Below are 17,872 nucleotides of genomic sequence, written 5' to 3'. Positions count from 1 at the left end.
GCGCTCACGGCCGGTCACCCCGCGCGGCGAGGCGCTGCGCGCGCAACGCCAGGTGCATGCTGAACCGGTCCTCGCTGTCGTCCAGCCGGTCGCCGAACAGCTCCCGCAGCTGGTGCAGCCGCGCCCGCACGGTCTGCGGGTGCACCTGCAGGCGCTTGGCGATTTCCGGCGCCCCGCCACGGGTTTCCAGCCACGCGAGCAGGGTGTCGCCGAGCCGCTCGCGCTGCTTGCCGCCGAGGGCGTCCAGCGGCCGCAACGCCTGCCGCGCCACCTCGGCGGCGAGGAAGTCCTCACCCAGCAACCACAACGCGGACAGCTGGTCCACGCACCAGGTGATCGGCTCGTCACCGGCGCTCGCGGGCAGCAGCGCGAGCGCGCGCCGGGCGGTGCGGTGCGCAGCCGGCGCGTCGGCGAGCGCGACGGTCGGCGAAACCGCGGCGCGCCAGCCGTTCCAGCGCCCGGTCAGCGGGAACAGGTGCCGTTTGGGGCGGGTGGTCAGCAGGCACGGCCGTGTGCTCTCCAGGTCTACCAGGACCTCGTCGTCCAGCAGCTCCACGGGGAAATCGGCGGTGCCCTCGGCGCGTTCCAGCGCGACGATCGCGGCCTTGTCCGGCAGGGCCCAGCCCGCGCCCCGGGACATGTTCGCAAGTGTTTCCGGCCCGGCGGGGCGGCCGGACAGGATCAGCTCGAGCAGCTGCCGCCGTCGCCGCTCGATGGTGCCGCCGGAACTGGACTGCGCCTCGTGGAACCCGTCGAGCGCGGTGGCCGACAGATCCTCCACATAGGCGAAGATGATTTCCGCCGCGTGGGCCAGCACCTGCGGCGACGCGCCCGCTTTGCGCAGCACCGGCGCGACGTACTGCCACGCCACGCGCGCGCCGATGCGGGCCGCGGCCTGCAGCGCGTCGAGGCTGCGGCCGTCGGCGAACTCCCGCCTGCCGCGCTCGCGGAACAGCTCGATCCAGTCGTGGTGCTTGATCGCGGGGTTGCCGATGCTTTCGATGACGTGCCGCACCGCCTGCTCGACGCCCTCGGTGAAGACCCGGCCGAACGTCCCGGTCAGCGGGCGCGAATAGGCCGGCACCGACCGCTGGACCTCCCGCATGATCGCCGCCGCGAGCCGCCCGGCGTGCGGGCGCAGTTCGACCGCGACCCAGCGTGGGCCGGAGGCGAGCAGCGCCGCGTTCCGGTTCTCTACCAGGACGAACGACCCCCTCTCGTGACGTCGGGCAGTCGTTCATGTTACGGCCGGCGACCGGTCGCGGAAGGAGCCGAACGTCATTCGGTCTGTCCGGCCCGATATTTGTCACGCTGCGACGAAGTCCGGCACCGGATAGGTTGTCCCGCGTGCGAAAGCGGATTCTGATCATCGGCGCCAGCGCCGGGCTCGGCGAGGAGATGGCGCGGCAGTTCGGGGCCCTGGACCGGGATCTGGCCCTGTGCGCGCGGCGGCTTCCGCGGCTCGAAGCGCTGCGTTCGGAAGTGACGCCGGCGCATCCCGGTGTCACAGTAGCGGTTCGCGCCCTGGACGTCACCGACCACGAGGCGGTGTTCCGGGTGTTCCGCGAGCTGCGCGACGAACTGGGCGGGCTGGACCGGATCGTGGTCAACGCGGGACTGGGCAAGGGGCAGCCGCTGGGCACCGGGTACTTCGCCGCGAACAAGCAGACGGCGGAGGTGAACTTCGTCGCCGCGCTCGCCCAGTGCGAAGCCGCGATGGAGATCTTCCGCGAGCAGGGCGCCGGGCACCTGGTGGTGATCTCGTCGATGAGCGCGATGCGCGGGATGCCGCGGAACCTGACCACCTACGCGGCGACCAAGGCGGGCGTGGCCGCGCTCGCCGAGGGCATCCGCGCCGACGTGCTCGGCACGGACATCCGGGTGACGACGATCTTCCCGGGCTACATCCGCTCCGAGATGAACGCCCGGGTCCGCAAGACGCCGCTGCTGGTGGACACCGAGCCCGGCGTGCGCTCGATGGTGCGGGCCATCGAGCGGGAACGCCCGCACGCCTACACACCGGCCTGGCCGTGGACCCCGCTGAGCTTCGCGATGCGGCACCTGCCACTGCGGCTGCTGGCGAAGGTCACCTGAGCGGCCGGGACCCGCGCCGGGTCCCGGCCGCCGGTCAGCGGGTCAGGAACTGCTCCGGCCGCAGCGCCCGCGCCACGATGCGCGTGTCGCCCAGCCAGCCGTAGTACCCCTGGCCGTACTTCTCCGCGAACTGCGTCCCGCCGAGCGCGAACGGCTTGCCCAGCGTGGTGATGCCCCGCGAGTCCTCGGCGGCGTTGCGGGCGATGCGCGAACCGTCCACGTACACCACCGTGCGGCGGCCGTCGTTGACCACCGCGACGTGCGTCCACCGGCCCACCGGCAGCGCGTGGCTCCACGAGGTCGGGTCGGCGTCCCGGTCCACCGGGTACACCACGAACTGCAGGAAGCGTTCGCCGGACAGGTTGAGGCTGCACGTCGGCTCGTCGGGCGACCACCCGCTGGTCTTGCCCGCGTCCCCGCTGCGGCCCTCCCAGCTCAGGATCCCCATGAACGCGTGGTCGCCGGTGAACGGGTCGGGCAGCTTGAGGAACGTCTCGATGGTGTAGCCGTTCTCGAAGCGGGCGCGGGTCAGCGGCGCGGTCGCGCTGGTCCGCAGCACCGCGCCCCGGTCCGGGTTCTGGCCGCCGTCGAAGCGCAGGCTCCCGTGGCCGGGCGCGGCGCGGTGGTGGTCGGCGGAGAAGGTGAGCACGTCGGCGGGCCCGTCGTGCAGGCGGGTGATCGTGAGGTCGTTGCCGTTGCCGGACAGGTCCCGCGCGACCGCGCCCGCCGCGACCGGGCGGCCGTCGGCGCCGGTGAGCCCCTCGCCGTCGAACCGCCAGTACGCGACCGTGCCGGGGATGACGACCTGCGCGGCGGGCCGGGCCGGCAGCGGCGCGGGCGGGAACCGGGTGTCGAAGTCGAGTTCGACGGTGAACCGGTCGGTGTCGCCGGTCAGCTCGTGGGTCTCGGCCTCCAGGGCGGTCGGGTTCCGCCGCGCCCGCAGCCAGGGGGAGAAGGTACTGACGTCGATCACGCCGCGGGCCAGGTCGAACGCGTAGTACCGCAGCATGCCCGCGCCGCCGTAGTAGCGGTCCTGGTAGTTGGTGATGTGCAGGTGCACGGGGTGGCCGTGGTCGTTGGTCAGCGTGGTGCGGCCGGTGGGCCAGTAGTGGCCGCCCATGGCGAGGAAGATCTGGTCGTAGCGGCGGATGACCTGGTCCCACAGCCGCTGCCCGTGGTCGGACAGCTGCGCGCCGCCGTCGTCGGTGGGGTAGACGAGGTCGTGGGTGGTGAGGATCGTCGGCAGCCCCCGGTGCGCGTCCAGGACGCTCTTCGTCCAGGCGATCCCGGCGTCGGAGACCCGCCAGTCCAGGGCGAGCAGCAGCCACTGCCGCCCGGCGGCGCGGAAGGCGTGGGCGCTGTTGTACCCGTCGGGGGAGCTGCCCTGGTAGGTGCCGGAGCGGGCGAAGCGGCGCGGGCCGAAGGTCTGCAGGTAGGGCGTGTCGCCGCGCTGGTCGTCGCCGGAGACGTCGTGGTTGCCGCCGAGGACGCTGTAGGGCATCCGGCCGTCGATCGCGCGGAAGACGTCGTCGGCCTGGCGCATCTCGGTGGCCGTACCGTGCTCGGTCACGTCGCCCAGGTGCGCCAGGAAGACGATGCCGTCCTCCCGGCGCCGCTGGACGACGTGGCGGAAGGTCGCGCGGACCGGCTCCGGGTCGGAGCCGCCTTCGTCGAACAGGTACTGCGTGTCGGGCACGACCGCGAGCGTGAACCGCGGGCTGTCGGCGTCGGCCTGGCCGCCGGCTTCGGCCTGAGCGGGCTGGGCGCCGAGCACGGCCGCGGCCGCGACGGGCGTGCCGACGGCCGCCTGCAGCAGCGTCCGGCGAGCGAGACCGGGGGATGGGGAACTGTCGGACATACCGCCTCCTGGGAAAAGTCGCGCCCAGCCTGGTGATCACGTCTGACGTCCCGATGTCGCCCGGCGGAACGGCCCCCGCCCGCCCGGTGAACCTTGCCGCGCCCACGGCACCCACGTGCCCGAACGCCCCACACCCCCTACCCGCGAGTCCCACGCTCCCGCCCGCGAGTCCCACGTTCCGGTGCGCGAGTCCCACGCTCGGGCCCGCGAGTCCCACGCTCGGGCCCGCGAGTCCCGCGTTCCCGCGCGCGAGTGCCGCGCTCCCGCCCGCGAGTCCCACGTTCCGGCGCGCGAGTGCCGCGCTCCCGCCCGCGAGTCCCACGTTCCGGCGCGCGAGTCCCACGCTCCCGCCCGCGAGTCCCACGCTTGCGCCCGCGAGTCCCGCGTTCCCGCGCGCGAGTGCCGCGCTCAGATGTCCGTGCCGCGGCCGGTCTTCTCCTGCAACCGGTCGATGAGCTGCGACGCCTCGGCCTTGGTGAGGTTCTCCGGCAGCTCCTCACCGGCCTCGCGGGCCAGTGTCTGCAGGTACGAGCGCTGCGGGCCGGTCATCTCCTCCTCGCCCGTGGTCCAGTCCCGCGGGTCCTTCTCCGGGTTCTGCGGTCCGGTCACCCCACACCTCCGTTCGCCGATGTGTTCGAAACCGGCTTACCCCGCGCGGCCCCGGATTATGCCCGGATCTCGTTGAGGTAGTTGTAGATCGTGTACCGGGTGACCTCCAGCTCACCGGCGAGGAAGTCCACCGCGTCCTTGATGAGGAAGAACCCGGCCTCGTCCAGCTCGCGCACCACCGCGGCCTTGTGCTTCTTCTTCATCAGCCCGACCGGGATCCCCGTCTGCGCGACCGCCCGGTCCACCAGAAACCGCTGCAGGCTGTCCACGTCGGGCGGGAAGCTCTCCGCCCGCACCTCGCTCGCCGGCCCCTGCGTCACCTCGCTGTTCACGCACAGGCAGCCGATCGCCACCCCGTCGGCGTCCCGCAGGAAGATGGTCGACGAGCGGATCGGCCTGCCGTCCGGGCCGTGGGTCTCGTAGTTCGTCAGGTCGTGCGTCGTGCCGCGGCGCACCAGCCCGAGCAGCAGGTCCGTCATCGGCCCGCCGGGCTCGCGGCCGGTGATGCCGCCCGCGATGGCGACGATCGAATCCGGCAGCTTGGACAGGTCGTGCAGCACGACCTCGTTGCCGGGCCCGAGCATCGCGGCCAGCCCGCTCACCGCCGGGACCAGCGCGGACAGCACCGAGTCGGTGGCGGACGCGGCTGGCACCTGGCTGGCCGGCATCGGGCGGGACAGGTGCTCCAGCGCGGTGCGGACGGCCTCCACCGCCGACGCCGGCGTGGACGCGTGCGGGGACAGCCGCACGTGGTCGGTGCGCACGGTGGCGGCGATACCCTCGGCGGCCAGCACCGCCCCGACCCGCTCCGCCGGGTGCCCGGGCAGGCTGAACGCGAGGATCCCGGCACGCCGGCCGGTCGCGGACACGATCTCCGCGCCCACCGTACGCAGCATCTCCTCCAGTTCGCCGACCCGCTCGGCGATGCGCGACTCGATGGCCGCGACCCCGGCTTCCTCGACCAGTTCCAGCGCGGCCGCGAACGCACCCGAGGTGACCGGGCTTAGGTTGCTGACCGACCACGACGCCGCGAACTCCGCCGGCGGGTGGATCTCGTCGTCGAACAGGCCCGCGTCGTGCGCGCCGGTCCAGCCCGACAACAGCGGCCGCATGCGCTCCAGCGCCCGGTCCGACAGCACCGCGAACCCGGTGCCCCAGCCCGCGCGCAGCCACTTCTGGCCGCCGACGACCAGCACGTCGGCCGCCTCCCACGGCGCGTCGACGACGCCGAAGCCCTGGATGCCGTCGACCACGAGCAGCCGGTCGCCGACGGTGTCCCGCAGGGCGGCGAGGTCGGCGCGGTAGCCGGTGCGGAAGTCCACGGCGCTGACCGACACCAGCGTGGTGTCCCCGGTCAGCTCCCGCGCCACCACCTCCGGCGTGACGTACCCCCGCGGCGGCCGCATCCGGCGCAGCGTGATCCGGCCGGCTTCCGCGGCGCGCGCCCACGGGTAGGTGTTGGCCGGGAACTCGGCGGCCGACACCAGCACCTCGCCGGGCGGGGCGTGGAACGCGGCCTGGAACAGGCCCTGGCTGGTGTTGGGCAGCAGGACGACGTGGTCGGTGTCGGTGCCGCACAGCCGCGCCACCGCCGCCTTCGCGCGGACCTCCTGCCGCATCAGGTCGTCCACTGTGGACGGGCCGGCCTTGGCGGAGGAGTTCAGCAGCCGTGCGGTGGTGTCCACGACGGCGTGCGACGGCGGGCCGTAGCGGGCGAAGTCCAGGTAGCCGGCGGGCTCGTCGAACTGGAGCAGGTAGCTGGGCGAGATCCTGGCCATCAGAGGATGCGCGCCAGGAACTGCCGGGTGCGCTCGTGCTCCGGCGCGCCGAGGACCTGCGCGGGCGGCCCGGTCTCCACGACCGCGCCGTCGGCCATGAAGACGACCTCGTCGGCCACCTCCCGCGCGAACCCCATCTCGTGTGTCACGACCACCATTGTCATCCCTTCGGACGCGAGCGAGGTCATCACCTCCAGGACCTCGCCGACCAGCTCCGGGTCCAGCGCCGAGGTCGGCTCGTCGAACAGCATCAGCTTCGGTTTCATCGCCAGCGCCCGCGCGATCGCCACGCGCTGCTGCTGGCCGCCGGAGAGCTGGTCGGGGTAGGCTTCGGCGCGGTGCGCGAGGCCGACCCGGTCCAGCAGCTCCAGCGCGGTGCGGCGGGCCTCGGCCGCGGACAGGCCCCGCACCCGGACCGGTCCCTCGGTGACGTTCTGCAGCACCGTGCGGTGGGCGAACAGGTTGAACCGCTGGAACACCATGCCGATGTCCCGCCGCTGACGGGCGACCTCGCGCTCGCGCAGCTCGTGCAGCTTCCCCTTGTGCAGCCGGAAGCCGATCGGCTCGCCGTCGACCCACACCTGGCCGCCGTCGATCGTTTCCAGGTGGTTGACGCACCGCAGGAACGTGCTCTTGCCCGCGCCGGACGGGCCGAGCAGGCACACCACCTGTCCCTTGTGGACTGACAGGTCGATGCCGCGCAGCACCTCGGTGCCGGCGAAGTGCTTGCGCACGTTGACCGCACGCAGTAACGGCTCGGTCATGTCAGGCCCTCCGCAGGGTCGTCAGGGCGCGGCCGACGCGCGACCACGGCCGGGCGGTGTGCGCCTCGGCGGCGAACGCGCGCTCCAGGTAGTGCTGGCCGACGCTGGCGACCGTGACCACGACCATGTACCAGACCGCGGCGGCCAGCAGGGTCTCCATGACCAGCAGGTTGTGCGACGAGATGTTGTTGGCCGCGTGGATCAGCTCGGTCACGCCGATCACCGACGCCATCGACGTGCCCTTGAGCATGTTGATGAAGTCGTTGCCGGTCGGCGGGATGATGACCCGCATCGCCTGCGGCAGCACGATCCGGCGCAGCGTCATGGCCGGGGTCATGCCGATCGACTTCGCCGCCTCGGTCTGCCCGCGGTCCACGCTGTTCAGGCCCGCCCGCACGATCTCGGCCATGTAGGCGCTCTCGTTGAGGGCGAGGCCGAGCAGCGCGGCGACGAACGCGCTGACGATGACGTTGGTCGGTTCGTGGACCAGGTAGCCGCCGGTGAACGGCAGCGGGATCGAGACGAACTCGAACACCAGCGCCAGGTTGAACCAGATCAGGATCTGCAGCAGCACCGGCAGGCCGCGGAACAGCCAGATGTAGACGGCGGCGACGACGCGGGCCACCGGGTTGGCCGAGCGGCGCATCAGCGCGATCACGACGCCGATCACGATCGCCGCGGCCTGCGCGATCACCGCCAGCAGGACGGTGTTGAGCAGGCCGACGGCCATCACGTGGTACCACAGGAACTCCGGCACCGTGTCGTACTGGATCTTCGCCTGCGCCAGCACCACGCCGAGCCCGGCCAGCAGGGCGAGGATGACCACCGCCGACACCCAGCGGCCCCAGTGCCGCAGGCGCACGATGGGCAGTTCGGCCTGCGGCAGCCGGGTGGTCAGGTCAGCTTCCGGCATTGACCGTCACCTTCGTGATCGCGCCCTGCCGCACGCCCCAGGCGTCGAGGATCTTGCCGTAGGTGCCGTCGTCGACGAGCGCGGTGAGGGCTTGCGCGACGGCGTCGCGCAGCTGCGGGTTGGTCTTGTTGACGCCGATGCCGTACGGGCCGCCGTTGATCGGCTCGCCGGGCACGACCTCGAAGAACTCGCCGCCGCCCGCGTTCCGGCTGACGTAGGCGGCGGTCGGCAGGTCGTTGAGGATGGCGGCGACGCGGCCGGTGCGCAGCTGGTTCTGGTTCTGCGAGTCGCTGTCGGTGGCCGTCGTGGTGACCTCCGGCTTCCCGGCCTGGACGCACCTGGCGCTCTGCTCGGCGGCGAAGGTCTGGTGGCTGGTGCCCTGCACGACCGCGACGGTCTTGCCGCACAGCGAGTCCGGGCCGGTGATGCCGTCCGGGTTGCCCTTGCGGACCATGATCGTGATACCGGAGGTGAAGTAGTCCACGAAGTCGATCTGCTGCTGGCGGGCCTTCGTGTCGTTCATGCCGGCCATCGTCAGGTCGAGGCGGCCGGACTGCAGGCTGGTGATCAGCGAGCCGAACGGCATATCAGTGTGCTGGGCGGTGAGGCCCAGCTTGGCGGCGACGGCCTTGGCGATGTCGACCTCGAACCCGACTGGCGTCTTGCCGTCGGCGGAGTAGAAGTTGTTCGGCGCGGACTGCATGTTCGAGCCGATGTTGAGCTTGCCGGCCTGCGCGACGGGAGCCGGGAGGGCCGCCGCGAGCTGCGGGTCTTTCGTGACGCCCTGCAGGATGGCCGCGGTGTCCGGAACGTCCGAGCCGGTGGCGGTGCCGCCACCTCCGGCGCCGTCGGACCCGCCGCCGCAGGCCGCCGTGACCATCAGGCAGCCGACGACCAGCGCGCCCCAGCGCGTCACCCGTGACCTCGCAGACATGGCATCTCCTCACCCGATCGAACGATGAGCAGGGACGCTACAACTGCGTGTTGAAGACGTCAACTGTGAGTTGAAATCGACGCGCAGGACCAGGACGAGCCGCTGGTTGCTGACGCTTGCACGCTGGTCGACAAATCCCCACGGGTCCAGCGGCCGCCCCACTGCGCCGGATCGGAAAGAGCGGGCAACCCACCCTCAGCCCCACCCGGCCACCGAGCGCAGGTAGCGCCCTGACCGCCACCATCGCCCGGTGGTGGTGCCGTTCCTTCCGGCCCGGAGGACTCGTGAGATGTCTCGGTCGCACCGGGTCCACGAGCCTCACGCTGGCCGGCGCCTCCGGCGCAGAGCAGTGCCCCCGGCGGTCGCATTCGCGCTCCCGCGAACCCCGGCTGGGCACGTGCCGCCGGAAACTCACCGTCACCCCTCGAACCGCCATTCGCCCGCTTGCCCTGCACCCGGCAACGCCGGCGCGGCGACCGCCCGCGGCTCAATCGGGTAGCAGGGGCACCGTCGGGCCGTCGTCGCGGCCGAGGAGCATCGCTCGCGTCACCGCTTTCGCCCCGTAGCGGTCGCGGACCCGGTCCAGGGCGGCGTCCAGGGCGTCCGGTGGGTGTTCGTCGAAGGGCAGCTCCAGTTGCACCGGCGTGTCGTTGTCCAAGTTGGACAGCGCGAGGCCGATCAGCGTGATCCCCCGCTCCCGGATCAGGGGCATCGCCGCGGCCAGCAGGCCCCGCGCGGTGGCGAGGATGTCCTCGGTGTGCGCCGTCGGACGCGGCACCGTCTGCGACCGCGTCGCGCGGCTGTAGTCGGCGAAGCGCATCCGCAGCACCACCGTCCGGCACACGCGGTGCGCGGCCCGCAACCGCCGCGCCAGCCGGTCGGTCAGCGCGGCGAGGATCTCGTCCAGCTCGTCCGGCGAACGCGCCCGCCGCCCCAGCGCCCGCTGCGCCCCGATCGACCGCCGCCGTCTCCCGGCCACGACCGGGCGCGGGTCCCGGTTGTGCGCCAGCGCGAACAGGTGCCGCCCACCGGCCCGGCCGAGCAGCGCCACCAGCTCCGCCTCGCCCCGCTCGGCGACCTGCCCCACCGTCCGGATGCCCCGCGCGTGCAGCTTCCCGGCCGTCACCCGCCCCACACCCCACAACCGCTCCACCGGCAGCGGGTGCAGGAACTCCAGCTCACGATCGTGCGGCACGACGAGCAGCCCGTCCGGTTTCGCCACCCCGCTGGCGACCTTCGCGAGGAACTTCGTGCGCGCCACCCCGACCGTGATGGGCAGCCCGACCTGCTCGGCCACCGCGCGCCGCAGGCCGGCCGCAATCTCACTGGGCGGGCCGGCGATCCTGGCCAGCCCGCCGACGTCGAGGAACGCCTCGTCGATCGAGAGCCCCTCCACCAGCGGCGTGATCTGCTCGAACACGGCGAACACCGCCTTGCTCGCCGCGCTGTAGGCCGCCATCCGCGGCGGCACCACCACCGCCGACGGGCACAGCCGCAGCGCCTGGGCGCACCCCATCGCCGTGCGCACCCCGCGCGCCTTGGCCTCGTAGCTCGCCGCCAGCACCACCCCGCCACCGACGATCACCGGCCGCCCGCGCAACGACGGATCGTCACGCTGCTCGACCGACGCGTAGAACGCGTCCAGGTCGGCGTGCAGGATCGGGCCCTCGTTCGTCACGAACACATGTTCGCACCCACCCCCGACATTTTCCGGTCCGCGGTGGGACGCTGTCCGCATGACCGAGAACGATCCGAAGGACGATCTGCACCGGTACCTCCAGGCGGCGCGCGAAGTGATGCTCTGGAAGCTCGAGGGCCTGTCCGAATACGACATGCGCCGCCCGATGACCCCGACCGGCACCAACCTGCTCGGCCTGGTCAAGCACCTCGTCGGCTGCGAGCTCGGGTACTTCGGGGCCTCCTTCGGACGCCCGTTCGGCCGCGAGCTGCCCTGGCTGTCCGACGCCGAACCCAACGCCGACATGTGGGCGCGCGCGGACGAGTCCAGCGCGGAGATCGTCGCCCTCTACCGCCAGGCCTGGGCGCACGCCGACGCCACCATCGGCGCGCTGGCGCTGGACGCGGTCGGCCACATCCCGGGACGGGAGCCGGTCACCCTGCACCGGGTCCTGGTGCACATGATCGCCGAGACCCAGCGCCACGCCGGCCACGCCGACATCGTCCGGGAGCTGGTCGACGGCGCCGCCGGCATGCGCCGCGACACCGGCAACCTGCCCGACGCCGGCCCCCGCTGGTGGGCGGACTACCGGGAGCGGCTGGAGCGGGTCGCGCGCGAATCCTTGCCTTGACGTCAGCGGCAACCTTTACGCTCGATCTCATGCGAATCGGGGAGCTGGCGCAGCGGGCCGGGACCACCACCCGCGCCCTGCGGTTCTACGAGTCCCAGGGGCTGCTGGCCGCGCGCCGGGCGGCCAACGGCTACCGCGAGTACGGCGAGGAGGACTTCCGGCTCGTCAAGGAGATCCAGACGCTGCAGGCGGTCGGGTTCAGCCTCGACGACACCCGGCCGTTCGTGGACTGCCTCCGGGCCGGCCACGAGACCGGGGACTCGTGCGCCGACTCGATCGAGGTCTACGAGCGCAAGCTCGCCGAGGTCGAGGCCTGCCTGGACCGGTTGCAGGCCGTGCGCGACGACCTGCGCGCCAAGCTCACCGAAGCGCTGGACCGAGAACCCGGCCCGTGCCGGGTCACCACTTCGTTCGAGGAGTCCCGATGACCGCCACCACCGACCTCTCCGGCGCCGTGCTCGCCGTGACCGACGAGACCTTCGAGGCGGAGGTGCTGCGCCACGACGGTCCCGTGCTGGTCGACTTCTGGGCGCAGTGGTGCCCGCCGTGCCACATGATCGCGCCGGTGCTCGCCGAGATCGCCGCCGAGCGCGCGGGCACCCTGGCCATCCGCAAGATCGACTGCGACGAGAATCAGCGCTTCGCGCGTGACCTCCGGATCATGTCGATGCCGACGCTGGTCCTGTTCCGCGACGGCGCGCCGGTGGCGCAGTGGGTGGGCGCGCGGCCCAAGGCCCGGTTGCTCGCCGAACTCGACGCGGCACTGAACGCATAACCCGGGCGCCACCGGGTAGGCCGCTGCCCGGAGGTGCACGGGGATGGTGGCACGGGCGCGATCGGCCTGGGCGGGTGCCGCGATCGGGATCGGGATCGCGGCGTTCGCCGACGAGACGGTCTTCCACCAGCTGCTGCACTGGCACCACTTCTACGACAAGTCCACTTCGGACGCCGGGCTGGTGTCCGACGGGCTGTTCCACGCGTTCGGCTGGTTCGCCACCGTTCTCGGCCTGGTGCTGGTGGCCGACCTGCGGCGGCGCGCGGCGCTGTCCGGCCGGGCGCTGCTGGGCGGGATCCTCACCGGCGCGGGCGCGTTCCAGCTCTACGACGGCACGATCCAGCACAAGCTGCTGACCCTGCACCAGATCCGCTACCACGTGAACCTGGTGCCCTACGACTGGGCGTGGAACGCGATCGCGGTGCTGCTGCTGGTCACGGGCGTGGTGCTGCTGGTGCGGGAGCGGGCACGTGCCTGACCACGTCGGCACTCTGCCTGAACCCGGTGGGACCTGGCCGGTCTCGCTCCTGGTCCTGGTGGCCCTGGCCGGCTACCTGAGCGCGGCGCGGCGCTGGCCCCGGTGGCGCACGGTGTCGTTCACCGCCGGGGCGCTGGCGGTGGTCGTGGCGCTGTCGACCCCGGCGCGGACGTTCACCGCCCACATGGCCCAGCACCTCGTGGTCGGCATGGCCGGTCCGCTGCTGCTGGTGCTCGGCCGCCCGGTCACGCTGGCGCTGCGGGTATGCCGCGGCCGCCGCGCGCTGGTGCGGGTGCTGCGGTCGTGGCCGGTGGCGGTGCTGGTGTTCCCGCCGGTCGCCGCGGTGCTCGACGTGGGCGGGCTGTGGCTGCTGTACCGGACGCCGCTGATCGCCCAGGCGCACCAGCCGTGGGCGCTGGCGCACGTGTTCGCCGCCGGGCTGCTGTTCACGACCGCGATCTGCCAGGTGGAGCCGGTGCGGCACCGCCACGGCCTGGCGCTGCGCGGCGCGACGCTGGTGCTGGCCGGCGCGGCGCACGGCGTCCTGGCGAAGACGCTGTACGCGGCCGGGGACGAGTTCCGGGCCGGGGCGCAGCTGATGTACTACGGCGGCGACGCGGTCGGGATCGCGCTCGCGCTGGTGATCTGCCTGCGGTGGTACCGGCGTCAGTCCCGCAGGCGCGCGCGGGCGAGCAGCGTCGACGCGCCGGTGACGACGGCCCGCCCGGCGCCGCGCACGCTCGAGGCGAGCACGGTGGCCCAGTCGAAGTAGTCCCGCCACAGCACGATCCGGCCGTCGCGCACCTCGAACGTGCCGCACACCCAGAACCGCGTGTCCCAGCTCCCGGCGCGCAGGACGTCGGTCCGCTCGGTCAGCACGATCGGGCCGTCGGCGGCGATGTGGTGCACCCGCGCCTCGAACCCGATGCGGTAGCGGCTGAGCATCCGCAGCTGCTTCTCCACGGCCGCGATGCCGCGCGCCGGCGGCAGCGGGACGTTCTGGTACACCACGTCCGGGTCGGCGAGGGACAGCGCGCCTTCGACGTCGTCGCGTTCCAGGGCCGTCAGGAACGAGGTCACCGTGCTCTTCGGGTCCGCCATGGCCCCAGGCTAACCGGTCAGAACGGGCGATCACCGGCGATCGCGACGCGTTCGGCGACCCGGGCGTGCGGGTGGTAGTCGTTGACCGCGTAGTGCTGGGTGGCGCGGTTGTCCCAGAACGCCACCGAGTTCGGCCGCCAGGAGAACCGCACCTGGTACTCCGGCACGTGCGCCTGCGCGAACAACAGCCGCAGCAGGCGGTCGCTCTCGTCGCGGTCCAGGCCGGTGATGTGCGTGGTGAAGGCCTGGTTGACGAACAGCGTCTTCCGCCCGGTCTCCGGGTGCGTGCGCACCACCGGGTGCTCGACCGGCGGGAAGCGGTCCTGCCAGCGGGCCAGCAGGTCGTGGTCGGCGAAGCGGGCGAAACCGGGCACGAAGTCGTGCACCGCGCGCAGCCCGTCGATCCGCTCGCGCACGTCGGCGGGCAGGTTGTCGTAGGCCGCGGCCATGTCGGCCCACAGCGTGTCACCGCCGAGCGGGGGCACCTCGACCAGGCGCAGCACCGACCCGAGCGCGGGCTCGGGGCGCCAGGTGACGTCGGTGTGCCAGATGTTTTCGAAGCCGGGCATGCCGGCGCCGCGGGCGAACCGGGTGACCTCGTCGGAGTCCCCGGACGGCAGGAACGGGTTGGTTTCCAGCGGGCCCCAGTTGCGCGCGAACGCCCGCTGCTGCGCCGCGGTGATGTCCTGGTCGCGGAAGAACAGCACCTTCCACTCCAGCAGCGCCCGGTTCAGCTCCTCCCGCAGCTCCGCGGTGAGCGGCCGGCGGAGGTCCACGCCGGTGATCTCGGCGCCGATCAGGGGGCCCAGCGGGCACAAGGTGAACATCTCGTAGGCGTGCGACCGGTCATTCTCGTGCAGGCGCGAGAGGAGCCGCGGACCCTCGAGGATGCCGTCGGCCGGAACCTCGGCCGGGCGCAGGCGGTCGACGCGTTCGGGCAGCTCGACGGGCATTTCGCGGACCTCCCGGGACGATCGCGGACGGGCTTCGATGATCACCGCGAGTGACCGGAGGCGGCAAGATACGTCCAGTATGTGGTCATCTCGTGCGGGCAGGATCTGACCGTGGGACCGTGTCAGGCCGTAGGGTTTGCGTCGTGAGCCTGCCCATCCTCATGACCGTCGACGACGACCCGGCCGTGTCCCGGTCGGTCGCCCGTGACCTCCGCCGTCGTTACGGCCAGGACTACCGCGTCGTGCGCGCCGCCTCCGGGGCGGACGCGCTCGAAGCGCTGCGCGAGATCAAGCTGCGCGGGGACGCCGTCGCCGCCATCCTCGCCGACTACCGCATGCCGCAGATGGACGGCATCACCTTCCTGGAGCAGGCGATGGACCTGTTCCCGTACGCGCGGCGCGCGCTGCTGACCGCCTACGCCGACACCGACGCGGCGATCCAGGCGATCAACGTCGTCGACGTCGACCACTACCTCCTCAAACCGTGGGACCCGCCGGAGGAGAAGCTGTACCCGGTGGTCGACGCGCTCGTCGACGCGTGGCGCGCGGCCGGTGACCGTCCGGTCGAGGAGACCAAGGTGATCGGGCACCGCTGGTCCGCGCCGTCCTACAAGGTGCGGGACTTCCTCGCCCGCAACTCGGTGCCCTACCGGTGGTACTCGGTCGACGAGCCGGAGGCGTGCCGCCTGCTCGAAGCCGCCGAGTGCGCGGCGGCGGACATCCCGGTGCTGATCACCCCGGACGGCACCGTGCTGCGCAAACCGGACGGCGAGCAGATCGCCGACGCCGTCGGGCTGTCCACCCGGCCGGCCGCGGAGTTCTACGACCTGATCGTGATCGGCGGCGGTCCCGCGGGGCTCGGCGCGGCCGTCTACGGCGCTTCCGAAGGGCTGCGCACGGTCCTGGTGGAGCGCCGAGCGACCGGCGGGCAGGCCGGGCAGAGTTCCCGGATCGAGAACTACCTCGGCTTCCCGGACGGCGTGTCCGGGGCGCAGCTGACCGACCGGGCCCGCCGCCAGGCCCAGAAGTTCGGCGCGGAGGTGCTGACCGCGCGGGACGTGACCGGTCTGGAGGCACGCGGTTCGGCGCGCGTGGTCCGGTTCGGGGACGGCAGCGAGATCGCCGCGCACGCCGTCGTCCTCGCCACCGGAGTCTCTTACCGGGCGCTGGAAGCCGAGGGCGTCGCCGAGCTGACCGGGCGCGGCGTGTTCTACGGCTCGGCCGCCACCGAGGCGCCGGACTGCGAGGGCGAGCACGTCTACATCGTCGGCGGCGCGAACTCCGCCGGGCAGGCCGCGGTGTTCTTCTCCCGCTACGCCAAGGAAGTCTCGATCCTGGTGCGGGGGCCGTCGCTGCGGGCGTCGATGTCGCACTACCTCATCGAGCAGATCGAGGCGATCGGCAACATCCACGTCCGCACCCGCACCACCGTGCTGCGCGCGCACGGCAGTGACCACCTCGAAGCGCTGACCCTGTGCGACGAGGAGCAGGGCATCACCGAGACCGTGCCCACCGGGCACCTGTTCGTGTTCATCGGCGCCGCGCCGCGCACCGAGTGGCTCGGCGACGACGTGCTGCGTGACGAGCACGGTTTCGTCTGCACGGGCGCCGATCTGGTGGTGGAGGGCAGACGCCCGCCGGGGTGGACCCTCGACCGGGACCCGTACCACCTGGAGTCGTCCATTCCGGGTGTGTTCGTGGCCGGGGACGTCCGCTCGCAGTCGGTCAAGCGCGTCGCCTCGGCCGTGGGCGAGGGCGCGATGGCCGTCTCGCTCGTGCACCGCTACCTGGAGGCACGATGACCGAGCCGCAGCTGACCCGCGAGTTCCTGCGCGAGCTGTTCCTGTTCACCGATCTGTCCGACGCCCAGCTCGACTGGATCCTGGACCACGCCAAGCTGGAGCACTATCCGGCGGACACCGCGATCATCAACGAGGGTGATCCGGCGACGTGCTTCTACGTGCTGCTGTCCGGCGCGCTGCGGATGACGCGGCTGGTGGGCGGCAGCGAGGTGGAGACCGTCCGCTCGGACCAGCGCGGCGCCTACTGCGGGGCGACGCAGTTCTTCTACGGGCAACACCAGCAGCGCTACGGCGCCTCGGTGTACGCGGTCACCGATCTGACGTTCCTGACGCTGCCCGCGAAGGAGTTCGCCGACCAGTTCCGCAGCTGGTTCCCGATGGCGACCCACCTGCTGGAGGGTTCGTACCTGGGCTGGCGCAACACCGACGCGCTGATCGGGCAGCGGCGGCGGCTGCTCGCGCTGGGCGAGATGTCGGCGGGGCTGACCCACGAGCTGAACAACCCGGCGGCCGCGGCGGTGCGCGCTACCGCGGCGCTGCGGGAGCGGGTCGCCGGCATGCGGCACAAGCTGGCGATACTGGCGAAGCGGGACATCGAGCCCGATCTGCTGGAGCTGTTGCTGGACGTGCAGGAGCGGCTGGTCAAGCAGGTGGCCGACGCGCCCCCGCTGACCGCGATGCAGCAGGCCGACCGCGAGGACGAGATCGGCGACTGGCTCGAGGAGCGCGACATCGAGCAGGGCTGGGACCTGGCCCCGATCTTCGTCGCGGCCGGGCTGACCGCCGAAAGCCTCGACCACGTGCTGGAGTCCGTCGGCGACGCCCTGCTGGACGGCGCCCTGCGGTGGCTGGCGTACGCGCTGGAGACCGAGATGCTGATGGGGGAGATCGAGGACTCGACCACCCGCATCTCGGCGCTGGTCGGCGCGGCCAAGCAGTACTCGCAGATGGACCGGGCGCCGCACCAGTGGATCGACGTGCACGACGGTCTGGATTCGACGCTGGTGATGCTCGCGGGCAAGATCGGCACCGGGGTGCAGGTCGTCAAGGAGTACGACCGGGACCTGCCGACGGTGCCGGCGTACGCGGGCGAGCTGAACCAGGTGTGGACGAACATCATCGACAACGCGGTGAGCGCCATGGAGGGAACGGGAACGCTGACGCTGCGCACCGCCCGCGACGGCGACCGGGTGGTGGTCGAGATCGGCGACACCGGCCCGGGCATCTCGGCGGAGACCAAGCAGCGGATCTTCGAGCCGTTCTTCACGACGAAGCCCGTGGGGGAGGGCACGGGCCTCGGACTGGACATCTCGTGGCGCATCGTGGTGGACCGCCACCGAGGCGACCTGAGGGTCGAGTCCGAACCGGGCAACACGCGGTTCCGGGTGTATCTGCCGATCACGGAGCAAGCCTCGGAGTGACGGCTACGCCGCGCTTGCCCGAGGATGCCGCTTCGCCGGCTCGTGGCTTCGCCGGCTCGCCAAGCTAAGCGGCATCCGGGCCC

The 17,872-nt window shown here is 72.3% G+C and carries 18 protein-coding genes; 8 read left to right on the top strand and 10 right to left on the bottom strand.

Annotated features, from left to right (window positions below; genetic code table 11):
• Window positions 1–4 precede the first annotated feature (4 nt).
• Window positions 5–1,105, bottom strand: coding sequence for a PucR family transcriptional regulator (locus L1857_RS24575; RefSeq protein ID WP_233157498.1), 1,101 nt, complete (start codon window positions 1,103–1,105; stop codon window positions 5–7).
• Between the two features lie 242 nt (window positions 1,106–1,347).
• Here L1857_RS24575 and L1857_RS24570 point away from each other — a divergent pair, with 242 nt between their 5' ends.
• Window positions 1,348–2,094 (top strand): SDR family oxidoreductase, encoded by a 747-nt coding sequence (locus tag L1857_RS24570; protein WP_240323386.1) that lies wholly within the window; start codon window positions 1,348–1,350, stop codon window positions 2,092–2,094.
• Window positions 2,095–2,128: 34 nt separating this feature from the next.
• Here the strand turns inward: L1857_RS24570 and L1857_RS24565 are convergent, their stop codons facing one another.
• From L1857_RS24565 to dinB, 7 genes are all read right to left on the bottom strand, one after another.
• Window positions 2,129–3,952: a LamG-like jellyroll fold domain-containing protein gene (locus L1857_RS24565; protein ID WP_116113833.1), complete on the bottom strand. Its 1,824-nt coding sequence runs from the start codon at window positions 3,950–3,952 to the stop codon at window positions 2,129–2,131.
• A 408-nt stretch (window positions 3,953–4,360) separates the two neighbouring features.
• The gene (locus L1857_RS24560; RefSeq protein WP_094008443.1) at window positions 4,361–4,561 is read right to left on the bottom strand and encodes a DUF3072 domain-containing protein; all 201 of its coding nucleotides are present in this window, start codon (window positions 4,559–4,561) and stop codon (window positions 4,361–4,363) included.
• Between the two features lie 56 nt (window positions 4,562–4,617).
• Window positions 4,618–6,339, bottom strand: a complete 1,722-nt coding sequence (locus tag L1857_RS24555) for an aminotransferase class V-fold PLP-dependent enzyme (protein WP_116112058.1) — start codon at window positions 6,337–6,339, stop codon at window positions 4,618–4,620.
• Complete coding sequence (locus tag L1857_RS24550) at window positions 6,339–7,103, bottom strand: amino acid ABC transporter ATP-binding protein (RefSeq protein WP_116112056.1); 765 nt, start codon at window positions 7,101–7,103, stop codon at window positions 6,339–6,341. The genes L1857_RS24555 and L1857_RS24550 overlap by 1 nt, the downstream gene beginning before the upstream one ends.
• Before the next feature lies 1 nt (window position 7,104).
• The gene (locus tag L1857_RS24545; RefSeq protein ID WP_116112054.1) at window positions 7,105–8,016 is read right to left on the bottom strand and encodes an amino acid ABC transporter permease; all 912 of its coding nucleotides are present in this window, start codon (window positions 8,014–8,016) and stop codon (window positions 7,105–7,107) included.
• Window positions 8,003–8,950 carry an ABC transporter substrate-binding protein gene (locus L1857_RS24540; protein WP_167481592.1) on the bottom strand — a complete coding sequence of 316 codons (948 nt, stop codon included), beginning with the start codon at window positions 8,948–8,950 and terminating at the stop codon, window positions 8,003–8,005. The genes L1857_RS24545 and L1857_RS24540 overlap by 14 nt, the downstream gene beginning before the upstream one ends.
• 487 nt (window positions 8,951–9,437) lie before the next feature.
• Window positions 9,438–10,634 carry a DNA polymerase IV gene (dinB, locus tag L1857_RS24535; protein WP_249466405.1) on the bottom strand — a complete coding sequence of 399 codons (1,197 nt, stop codon included), beginning with the start codon at window positions 10,632–10,634 and terminating at the stop codon, window positions 9,438–9,440.
• Window positions 10,635–10,686: 52 nt separating this feature from the next.
• On the opposite strand from dinB, the gene L1857_RS24530 reads away from it, so the two are divergent.
• Genes L1857_RS24530 through L1857_RS24510 form a run of 5 tightly spaced genes read left to right on the top strand, consistent with a single transcriptional unit; the run spans window position 10,687 to window position 13,284 of the window.
• Window positions 10,687–11,259: a DinB family protein gene (locus L1857_RS24530; protein ID WP_116112048.1), complete on the top strand. Its 573-nt coding sequence runs from the start codon at window positions 10,687–10,689 to the stop codon at window positions 11,257–11,259.
• A gap of 29 nt (window positions 11,260–11,288) precedes the next feature.
• On the top strand, window positions 11,289–11,687 hold the full coding sequence (locus tag L1857_RS24525) for a MerR family transcriptional regulator (protein WP_094008449.1): 399 nt from the start codon (window positions 11,289–11,291) through the stop codon (window positions 11,685–11,687).
• On the top strand, window positions 11,684–12,034 hold the full coding sequence (gene trxA / locus L1857_RS24520; protein ID WP_094008450.1) for a thioredoxin: 351 nt from the start codon (window positions 11,684–11,686) through the stop codon (window positions 12,032–12,034). The genes L1857_RS24525 and trxA overlap by 4 nt, the downstream gene beginning before the upstream one ends.
• A gap of 43 nt (window positions 12,035–12,077) precedes the next feature.
• Window positions 12,078–12,512 (top strand): DUF2243 domain-containing protein, encoded by a 435-nt coding sequence (locus L1857_RS24515; protein ID WP_094008451.1) that lies wholly within the window; start codon window positions 12,078–12,080, stop codon window positions 12,510–12,512.
• A complete protein-coding gene (locus tag L1857_RS24510; RefSeq protein ID WP_198958369.1) occupies window positions 12,505–13,284 on the top strand; it encodes a cytochrome c oxidase assembly protein in 780 nt (259 codons plus the stop codon). Before L1857_RS24515 ends, L1857_RS24510 begins: the two co-directional genes overlap by 8 nt.
• On the opposite strand, the gene L1857_RS24505 is transcribed toward L1857_RS24510, so the two are convergent.
• Window positions 13,179–13,613: a limonene-1,2-epoxide hydrolase family protein gene (locus tag L1857_RS24505; RefSeq protein ID WP_094008452.1), complete on the bottom strand. Its 435-nt coding sequence runs from the start codon at window positions 13,611–13,613 to the stop codon at window positions 13,179–13,181. The genes L1857_RS24510 and L1857_RS24505 overlap by 106 nt on opposite strands.
• 17 nt (window positions 13,614–13,630) lie before the next feature.
• Window positions 13,631–14,566, bottom strand: coding sequence for a TauD/TfdA dioxygenase family protein (locus tag L1857_RS24500; RefSeq protein ID WP_116112045.1), 936 nt, complete (start codon window positions 14,564–14,566; stop codon window positions 13,631–13,633).
• A gap of 143 nt (window positions 14,567–14,709) precedes the next feature.
• On the opposite strand from L1857_RS24500, the gene L1857_RS24495 reads away from it, so the two are divergent.
• Both L1857_RS24495 and L1857_RS24490 read left to right on the top strand, forming a co-directional pair.
• Window positions 14,710–16,368 (top strand): NAD(P)/FAD-dependent oxidoreductase, encoded by a 1,659-nt coding sequence (locus L1857_RS24495; protein WP_116112043.1) that lies wholly within the window; start codon window positions 14,710–14,712, stop codon window positions 16,366–16,368.
• Window positions 16,365–17,789 carry an ATP-binding protein gene (locus L1857_RS24490; RefSeq protein ID WP_116112040.1) on the top strand — a complete coding sequence of 475 codons (1,425 nt, stop codon included), beginning with the start codon at window positions 16,365–16,367 and terminating at the stop codon, window positions 17,787–17,789. The genes L1857_RS24495 and L1857_RS24490 overlap by 4 nt, the downstream gene beginning before the upstream one ends.
• The last annotated feature ends 83 nt before the right edge of the window (window positions 17,790–17,872 follow it).

Origin of the sequence: Amycolatopsis thermalba (assembly GCF_023376025.1) — a bacterium.
GTDB lineage: Bacteria > Actinomycetota > Actinomycetes > Mycobacteriales > Pseudonocardiaceae > Amycolatopsis_E > Amycolatopsis_E thermalba.
Note: the sequence above shows the minus strand (reverse complement) of the source record. Positions and strands in the feature narration are given on the sequence as shown.